8 protein-coding genes are annotated in these 8,040 nt (G+C 65.1%); 5 read left to right on the top strand and 3 right to left on the bottom strand.

The genetic code is table 11. The annotated features are described in order from the left end of the window. The 5 genes from VGQ94_05585 to VGQ94_05565 all read left to right on the top strand — a co-directional run. On the top strand, nucleotides 1-2,050 hold a 2,050-nt coding region (locus VGQ94_05585; GenBank protein ID HEV2021981.1), incomplete at its 5' end, for a 3'-5' exonuclease. Between the two features lie 8 nt (nucleotides 2,051-2,058). After that, nucleotides 2,059-2,214, top strand: coding sequence for a hypothetical protein (locus VGQ94_05580; GenBank protein ID HEV2021980.1), 156 nt, complete (start codon nucleotides 2,059-2,061; stop codon nucleotides 2,212-2,214). Nucleotides 2,215-2,303: 89 nt separating this feature from the next. Next, nucleotides 2,304-3,785, top strand: a complete 1,482-nt coding sequence (locus VGQ94_05575; GenBank protein HEV2021979.1) for an amino acid permease — start codon at nucleotides 2,304-2,306, stop codon at nucleotides 3,783-3,785. A gap of 10 nt (nucleotides 3,786-3,795) precedes the next feature. Continuing rightward, on the top strand, nucleotides 3,796-4,857 hold the full coding sequence (add, locus tag VGQ94_05570; GenBank protein HEV2021978.1) for an adenosine deaminase: 1,062 nt from the start codon (nucleotides 3,796-3,798) through the stop codon (nucleotides 4,855-4,857). After that, a complete protein-coding gene (locus tag VGQ94_05565; GenBank protein ID HEV2021977.1) occupies nucleotides 4,854-5,342 on the top strand; it encodes a hypothetical protein in 489 nt (162 codons plus the stop codon). The genes add and VGQ94_05565 overlap by 4 nt, the downstream gene beginning before the upstream one ends. A 40-nt stretch (nucleotides 5,343-5,382) precedes the next feature. On the opposite strand, the gene VGQ94_05560 is transcribed toward VGQ94_05565, so the two are convergent. The 3 genes from VGQ94_05560 to VGQ94_05550 all read right to left on the bottom strand — a co-directional run bounded on the left by VGQ94_05560 (nucleotide 5,383) and on the right by VGQ94_05550 (nucleotide 8,028). Beyond that, on the bottom strand, nucleotides 5,383-6,336 hold the full coding sequence (locus VGQ94_05560) for a radical SAM protein (GenBank protein HEV2021976.1): 954 nt from the start codon (nucleotides 6,334-6,336) through the stop codon (nucleotides 5,383-5,385). A gap of 179 nt (nucleotides 6,337-6,515) precedes the next feature. Continuing rightward, nucleotides 6,516-7,286, bottom strand: a complete 771-nt coding sequence (locus VGQ94_05555; GenBank protein HEV2021975.1) for a YIP1 family protein — start codon at nucleotides 7,284-7,286, stop codon at nucleotides 6,516-6,518. Between the two features lie 76 nt (nucleotides 7,287-7,362). Then, a complete protein-coding gene (locus VGQ94_05550) occupies nucleotides 7,363-8,028 on the bottom strand; it encodes a Bax inhibitor-1/YccA family protein (protein ID HEV2021974.1) in 666 nt (221 codons plus the stop codon). Between the last annotated feature and the right edge of the window lie 12 nt (nucleotides 8,029-8,040).

The following is an 8,040-nucleotide window of genomic DNA, read 5'->3' as shown; positions in this document are numbered from 1 at the left end:
GGAGGCCTACCTGAACTCCAGCGACCCGGTGGCGGAGCGCGTGGCGCACATCTTCGAGGTCTATCAGCAGGCGCTGCGCAAAGCCAACGCGCTCGACTTCGACGACCTGCTGCTGGAGGCGGTGCGCCTGCTGCGCTCGAGCGGGGAGACACGCCAGCGCTACCAGCAGCGCTTCGAGCACCTGCTGGTGGATGAATACCAGGACACCAATCGCCCGCAGTACGAGCTGATGCTGCTGCTGGCCGGCGAGCGCCACAACCTGTGCGTGGTCGGCGACGAGGACCAGTCCATCTACTCCTGGCGGGGCGCGGACATCCGCAACATCCTGGAGTTCGAGAAGGATTTCCCGGAGGCCAAGGTCATCCGCCTGGAGCAGAACTACCGCTCGACGGAGAACATCCTGCAGGCGGCCTCGGCGGTGGTAGCGAACAACGTCCGGCGCAAGGGCAAGCGGCTGTGGACGGCGCGGCAGGGCGGCGCCAAGCTGGGTTACTACGAGGCCCCAGACGGCGAGAACGAAGCGCTGTTCATCGCCGATTGCATCGCGCGCGCCCAGCGCCAGGCAGGGGAGCAGGGCGAAGACGGGCTGCGCGCGGCCGTCCTCTACCGCACCAATTTCCAGTCGCGGCTCTTCGAAGAGGCCATGCGGCGCTACCAGCTCAAGTATCACGTGGTGGGCGGCTTCTCCTTCTACGAGCGCGCCGAGGTGAAGGACCTGCTCTCCTACCTCAAACTCTTGCAGAATCCGGAGGACTCGGTGGCCCTGCTGCGGGTGGTCAACACCCCGACGCGCGGCATCGGGAAGAGCACGCAGGAGACGCTGGAGCGGCTGGCGCTCGAGACCGGCCTCTCGCTGTGGTCGGCGACCGGCGAGGCAGTGGAGAAGAAGCTGGTGCCGACGCGGGCGGTGACGTCGCTGCGCGGATTCCGCGAGCTGATCGAGGACGCGCGCGCCATGCTCGAGGGGACTTTTGCGGAAAAGCTAACCACAGAGGGCGCCGCGGGGATCGAACAGGAAGACTTCGAGAAACGAGAAACGAGCAACGAGAAACCTGCGCCCGCTGACGATGACACTCCCGAAGCCTTCCGCAAGCCCGGCGGGCCGGCGACCATTCCAGAAATCCTGAAGTTCCTCATCGACCGCACCGGTTACATCAAGCTGCTGGAGGAGGAAGGCTCGCCGGAGGCCTACTCGCGCATCGACAACCTGCGCGAGCTGGTGAACGCGGCCATGGACGCGCGCGACCGCGGCGAGTCGCTGGCCGACTTTCTGGACCACGCGGCGCTGGTGGCGGAGACCGACGACTTCGACCAGCGCGCCCAGATCTCGCTCATGACCCTGCACGCCGCCAAGGGCCTGGAGTTCCCCATGGTCTTCCTGGTGGGCCTGGAGGAGGGCCTGTTCCCGCACTCGCGCACGCTGATGAATCCCGAAGAACTCGAAGAGGAGCGGCGGCTGTGCTACGTGGGCATGACGCGGGCCATGAACCAACTGGTGCTCACCCGCGCCCGCTACCGGCGGCGCTACGCCAGCGAGATGCCGGAGGTGAGCGAGGCCTCGCGCTTCCTGGAAGAGATCCCGCCGGCGTTGCTCGAAGACCTGGGAGTGCCTACACAAGCGAAAAGCGCACAGCCGAGGACGGCTGTGCGCTCCTCGGCAGTGCCTTCCGATTTCAACTATGAGGACGAAGACCAGCGCCCCGACCCACGTGGCGCGGCCGCCCTCGGCCGCGGGGGTAAGGGGAGAGGCGCTTACTCCGGGCCCACCTACAACTCCATCGAGAACATCGCGGACTTCTTTGCCTCCAGAGGAAAGTTGAGGCGTTCTGCGGGCGTGAGCGAAGCGGGAGCCCGCAGCCGAAATCCCGAGCGGAGCGAGGGAACTCGAACCGGCTTTCGCCCGGGACAGAAGGTCCGGCACCCCAAGTACGGCGAGGGGACGGTGTACAAACGCGAGGGAGAGGGCGACGACGCCAAGATTACGGTACAATTCCTGCGCTTCGGACTGAAGAAGCTGGTAGAGAAATACGCGCAGTTAGAAAGGGTCTGACCGGACTTATGGCAAATACATCGAAGTTGAGCAGGGAAGAGCGCAAGAAGTTGAAGCGGGCGGCGCGCAAGAAGGCCGCGCCCAAGAAGCCGCGGGATTACGCGCGCGGCTCGAAGAAGAGCAAGGTCAAGAAGATGGTGCGCGGCGCATCGAAGCGGGCGTAAGAGGAGCGAGGCGCCCGCTCAGGATGACAACTCACTAAGGAGCCACGGACCTGGCCAACCAACTGTTTGCCAAGAAGTCCATCGACAAGCTGATTGCCGAGTCGGAAGAGCCCGAGCGGCGGCTGAGAAAGACGCTGGGGCCCTGGTCGCTGACCGCCCTGGGCATCGGCGCGGTGATTGGCTCCGGCATCTTCACCGTCATCGGCACGGCCATCGCGGGGCAGAAGTTCCAGGCGGAGAGCGTGCTGCACGCGCCCCTGCTCGAATACCTCATCTACCACTCGCCCACCTTCGGGCGGCCGGGCGCGGGGCCGGCCATCGCGCTTTCGTTCCTCCTGGTGGCGGTGGCCTGCTTCTTCGCCGCGCTCTGCTACGCCGAGCTAGCTTCGATGATCCCCATCGCCGGTTCGGCCTACACCTACACCTACGCCACCATGGGCGAGTTGATCGCCTGGATCATCGGCTGGGACCTGATCCTGGAATACGCCGTCTCGAACATGGCGGTGAGCGTCGGGTTCTCCGAGCATCTGGTCAACTTGCTGGACTTCCTTGGCATCCACCTGCCCAACGCATGGATGTTCCCCGCCTATCTGCCGTCGGGATCTTCGCTGTTCGGGACGGGCTGGCACTTCGGCTTCAACGTTCCGGCGTTCCTGGTGGTGATGTTGCTCACCATCATCCTGGTGCGCGGCATCCGCGAGTCGGCGCGGACCAACAACGTGATGGTGATCCTGAAGATCGTAGCCATCCTGGTGTTCGTGAGCTTCACCGCGCACCTGATCGACCCGTCGCACTACAAGCCGTTCATGCCCAACGGATGGGGCGGGGTGCTGACCGGCGGCGCCATCATCTTCTTCACCTACATCGGCTTCGATTCGGTCTCCACCGCCGCCGAGGAGGCCAAGAACCCGCAGCGTGACGTTCCCATCGGCATCATCGCCACGCTAGTGGTCTGCACCGTGCTCTACGTGGCCGTGGTGTTGGTGTACTGCGGCGTGGAAATGTGGAACAGCGAGACCACCAACAGCGCCGCCCCGGTGGTGAACCTGCTGCGCAAGCTAGACAAGCCCTGGGTACGCATCATCGTGCTCTCCGGGGCCATGCTGGGCATGATCTCGTCGCTGCTGGTCTTCCAGTTGGGGCAGGCGCGAGTGTGGTTCGCCATGTCGCGCGATGGGTTGCTGCCGCGCCTCTTCAGCCACGTGCACCCCAAGTTCCGTACGCCCGACACCGCCACCTGGATCGCCGGCTTCGTGGTCGGCATCCCGGCGGGGCTGTTCGACATCGGGACCTTTGCCGACCTCTCCAACATCGGGACGCTGTTCGCTTTTGTGCTGGTAGCGATCGGGGTGCTCATCCTGCGCTACCGCGAGCCCAACCGGAAGCGCGGCTTCCGCGCGCCCGGCGGACCCATCGCGCCCATCCTCACCATCCTCACCTGCCTGCTGCTGATGGCCGGACTGCCCATCATGAACTGGATGCGCTTCTTCGGATGGCTCGCCATCGGGCTGGTGATCTATGTCCTCTATAGCCGGCGGCACAGCGAGTTCGCGAAAAGCAGTAGCTCGTAGGCAGAAACCAGTGGCCGGCCAGACCCAACGACCTTCCACGGACCTCGACGTCGGGCGGCTCACGCCCAGCGCCTTCATCCTCGCGCTGCCCAAGGCGGAGCTGCACCTGCATCTGGAGGGCGCGGTCGAGCCGGATACGCTGGTGGAGCTGAGCCGCCGCCATGACGCCAAGCCGCTCGACCGGGCGCAGGTCGAGCAGCTCTACCGATACTCCGACTTGCGCGGCTTCCTCATGGCTTTCAAGGCGGTCACCGAGCGCCTGCAGACGGCGGACGACTACGAGCTCATCACCTATCGCTTGATGGAGCGGCTGCGCGCGGAGAACGCGCTGCACGCCGAGGTGTACGTCTCGGTCGGCGTGTGCCTGTGGCGCGGGCAGGATTTTGCGGCGCTGTTCGAGGGCATGGAACGCGGGCGGAAGCGCGGTGAGCGCGAGTTCGGCGTGTCTCTGCTGTGGCTGTTCGATGCGGTGCGCCAGTTCGGGCCGGAGGCGGCGCAGAGGGTAGCCGAGCAGGCGGTGGCGGCGCGCCAGCGCGGCTGCGCCTCGGTCATCGGTTTTGGAATTGGCGGCGACGAGGCCGCCGCTGCGCCGGAGATGTTCCGCCAGGTCTATGCCTACGCCGCCGGGCATGGCCTGCGGCGCACGGCGCACGCGGGGGAGAGCGCCGGGCCGGCTTCAATCCTGGGCGCGCTCGACGCGCTGGGCGCCGAGCGCATCGGCCACGGGCTCACCGCCTGGCACGATCAGGAATTAATGGCGCGGCTGGTGGAGGAGCAGATTCCCGTCGAGGTGTGCGTCACCAGCAACCTGCGAACCGGCTGCTGCAAGTCGCTGGAGCAGCATCCGCTGCGGCGATATTTCGACCGAGGCCTCAAGGTCGTGCTCGCCTCCGACGACCCGGCCATGTTCGGGACGTCGCTCGCGCGCGAGTATCAGCTGGCGCAGGAAGCCTTCGGCTTCACCCAAGCGGAGCTCGAGCGCCTGGCGCGCAACTCGTTCGAAGCCTCCTTCCTTCCTGCGGAGAAGAGGAGCCAGTTCCTCAAACGCTTTCCCGCGGAGGCGCGAGCATGAGGCGCGGGCACGGCGTTCCGGTTGCGCTGCTGCTGGCGCTGCTGGCGACTGTGTCCCCGGCGCAGGTCAAACAGAAACCCAAGCCCAAGTACCTGATCTTCACCAACGTCACAGTCATAGACGTGCGCGGCGGCACCAACCAACCGGGGGTGACTGTGGTCATTCGCGACCAGCGCATCACCGCCATCGCCAAACAGGCGATCATCCAGATCGACCGCAACGTGCAGGTGGTCAACGCCACCGGGAAGTACCTGCTCGCGGGCCAGTGGGATATGCAGGCGGGCACTCTGGCAGGGCTGAGGACCGCGGAGGTCGGCCAGGGCGCCGACCTGATCCTGCTGGACGCCTATCCGCTCCATGACCTCCGCGACACGCGAAAAGTGTGGGCAGCGGTCGTCAAGGGGAAGTTTTTGGACCGGCCCGCGCTGGACAAGATGCTGGCCGAGATAGAGGCGGCGGCGAAAGGCGAAGCGAAGCACCCCTGACGGGCGGCGCACAGCCGGGGACGGCTGTGCCACACGGTCCCTACTTGATTTGCACCAGGGGAGCGGCGCCGGCGCCGACCGGCGGGGCCTTGTGCTGCGGGGCGCGGAAGAAGTCCAGGTACGACACCTGGTGGACGCAGGCCACGGTGCATTGCGGCGCGCAATATTTTTCCGTCAAATATTCGCGGCGGATGTCAGCCAGCGAGTACTCCTCCAGCGGCTTCGCCGGGTAGCCGCGCTGCTGCGAGCAGTAGTGCACCAGGCCGTCCTCGCAGATGTAGAGGTAGCGCGCGCCGGCGCGGCAACGCCACTGGTTGGTCTGGCCCAGGGCCAGGTTCTCCTGGAAGTGATTGACGCGGGCGTAGCTGGCCTTGCCCATCTTGCGGATCTTTACGAAGATCTCGCGCTCCACCTCGCCCAGCGGCTCCAGCTGCCCGTCGTGGTCGTGGATGATGCCCACGGTCGAGGTCAGGCCCAGCTCCAGGGCGCGGTTCGCCACCACCAGCGCGTCCTGCGGGTTGTGGATGCCGCCGCCCACCACCGAGTTGATGTTCACGTGGAACTCGGCATACTCGGCCAAAAGCTCCAGCTTCTTGTCCAGCACCTTCAGGCTCTTCTTGGAGACCTCGTCGGGCATCACATTGTCGATGGAGATCTGCAGATGCTGCAGCCCGGCGCGGTTCAGGCCCTCGATGCGCTCCTGGGTCAGCAGGTAGCCGTTGGTGATCAGGCCGCAGATGGAGCCCAGCTTGCGGATGCGCGCCAGGATCTGGTCGAGCTCCGGGTGCAGCAGGGGCTCGCCGCCCGAGACGCAGATGATGCTGGTGCGCAACTCCGCCAGCTTGTCGAGCCGGCGGTAGACGGTCTCCAGCGGCACCGGCTTGGAGTGGTCGTCGTACTCGTTGCAGTAGGCGCAGGAGAGGTTGCAGCGCCGGATGGGGATGATGTGCGCCAGGACGGGATGGTCGCGCGACAGCAGGCCATGGAAGATCATCGCCCACTCGCGGAGGCGGCGATGCTGGGCCAGGAGCAGCCGTCGGAAGCGTAAAGCTCTGCTAGGCATAGGAATACAAACGTCTTATTAGACCATAGGGGCGGGAGGCGGACGGAAGCGCAGCCGCCTGAGCGGCGGTTTTTCAAGGGTAAACGGCGGCTGGGGCGGGCGGACCGCTTCTACGCGAAGAGGGCCGCTATCCCGGTGCCAATGAGAACCAGCACGAAGTACCAGCCGAAGACCACGCCCACAGTGGTGGCGGTCTTCAGTTTGCTGACGCGGGCGAAGCCGATGCCGGTGAGCACCAGCACCCAGAGGGTGATGATGTCGAGGGAAGCCGCAAGCGAGTAGAGCGGCAACGACTTGGTCGGGTCCATGAAATACGCCGGATTGGTGGCCACGGGATTCTGGAGCAAGAATCCTTCGTGGTCGGCTCCGACCAGCAGGGAAGTGATGGCGAGGCCTCCTTTGATGATGTTCGGCAGGCCAGCATAGGCCACCACCGCGAGCGCCTGCTTGAAGGGAATCTCAGCCCCGGCGCCAAAATTGAAGGTGGCCATGAGAACCAAAGAGACCATGAGGATCAAGATCAGCCGGCCCACCGGACTGGCGTAAGCTTCGACCATGCTACCAATCACAGCGATCTTCATCTGCCGCGCGCGGTCGTCCGCGGAGAGCCGTTCCAGGGCCTCGGCCTGTTTCGGCGCCAGGCGAAGCTTGTTCTGGGTGACCTGCTCAAAGCCCACCTTCTTGGACACGACGAACCCAAGAGCGCAGGAGACGACCGCTATCAACAGGAAAGGCAACCACCAACTGGCGCTGCGCTTGATGTCGGTAAAGGTCTTGGAGGGCGCGAAGAACGTGTTGAGGATGCGCGCGCTCTGGGAGAGGCCGGGTTGTCCGGAATCCGGGGCGGGAGCGGCGGGGGCAGCGACGGGGGCGGTGCTCATCGAGGTCTCCTGGGGAGCGGGTTTTTTGTCGCCGGGATTCTAATACCGGCGGAGGTGCGCGACAACTGTTCCTGTCCTAGCGCCGGCGTCCGAAGATGCGCAGCAGAAAAAGGAACAGGTTGATGAAATCCAAATACAAAGCCAGGGCGCCGATAATCGCCGCTTTGCTTTCGGCCTCGCTGCCCTCCGCCAGCGACTGGCTCATCTGCTTGACCTTCTGCGCGTCATAGGCGGTGAGCCCTACGAAGATGGCTATGCCGGCGTAGGTCGTGATCCAGTAGAGCGCCGGGTTCTGGAAGAACCAGTTGGCCACCGACGCGAGGATCAGCCCGATCAAGGCCATGAACATCAGATTGCCGACCGAGGTCAGGTCGCGCTTGGTCGTCGCGCCGTACAGGCACATGGCGAAAAAGGTCCCGCCGGTGACGAAGAAGGTCAAGGCGATGGAACTGCTGGTGTAGACCAAGAAGATGACCGAGAGCGTCAGCCCGTTCAGGGCGGCATAGGCGAGGAACATCCCGCTGGCCAGGGCCACCGGCATCTTCTGGATCGCGGCGGAAAGGATCCAGACCAGGGCCAGCTCCAGGATGATCAACCCCCAGAAGATCGCTCGGTTGAGGACGATGGCGCGGACCATCTCTTCGCTTCCCGCGACGGCGTAGGCGATCGCGCCGGTGAGGGCCAGGCCGGCGGACATCCATCCGTACACGCGCGTCACGAACGCGCGCGTTTCCATCTCCATGGGTGAGATCTG

It is taken from the genome of Terriglobales bacterium, from assembly GCA_035937135.1.
Lineage (GTDB): Bacteria > Acidobacteriota > Terriglobia > Terriglobales > Acidobacteriaceae > DASYVL01.
Note: the sequence above shows the minus strand (reverse complement) of the source record. Positions and strands in the feature narration are given on the sequence as shown.

What these genes read in the sequence shown, in the direction of transcription:
- VGQ94_05580 (HEV2021980.1), top strand. Translation starts at nt 2,059, where the DNA reads ATGGCAAATACATCGAAGTTGAGCAGGGAAGAGCGCAAGAAGTTGAAG.
- VGQ94_05565 (HEV2021977.1), top strand. Translation starts at nt 4,854, where the DNA reads ATGAGGCGCGGGCACGGCGTTCCGGTTGCGCTGCTGCTGGCGCTGCTG.
- VGQ94_05560 (HEV2021976.1), bottom strand. Translation starts at nt 6,336, where the DNA reads ATGATCTTCCATGGCCTGCTGTCGCGCGACCATCCCGTCCTGGCGCAC.
- VGQ94_05555 (HEV2021975.1), bottom strand. Translation starts at nt 7,286, where the DNA reads ATGAGCACCGCCCCCGTCGCTGCCCCCGCCGCTCCCGCCCCGGATTCC.
- VGQ94_05550 (HEV2021974.1), bottom strand. Translation starts at nt 8,028, where the DNA reads ATGGAGATGGAAACGCGCGCGTTCGTGACGCGCGTGTACGGATGGATG.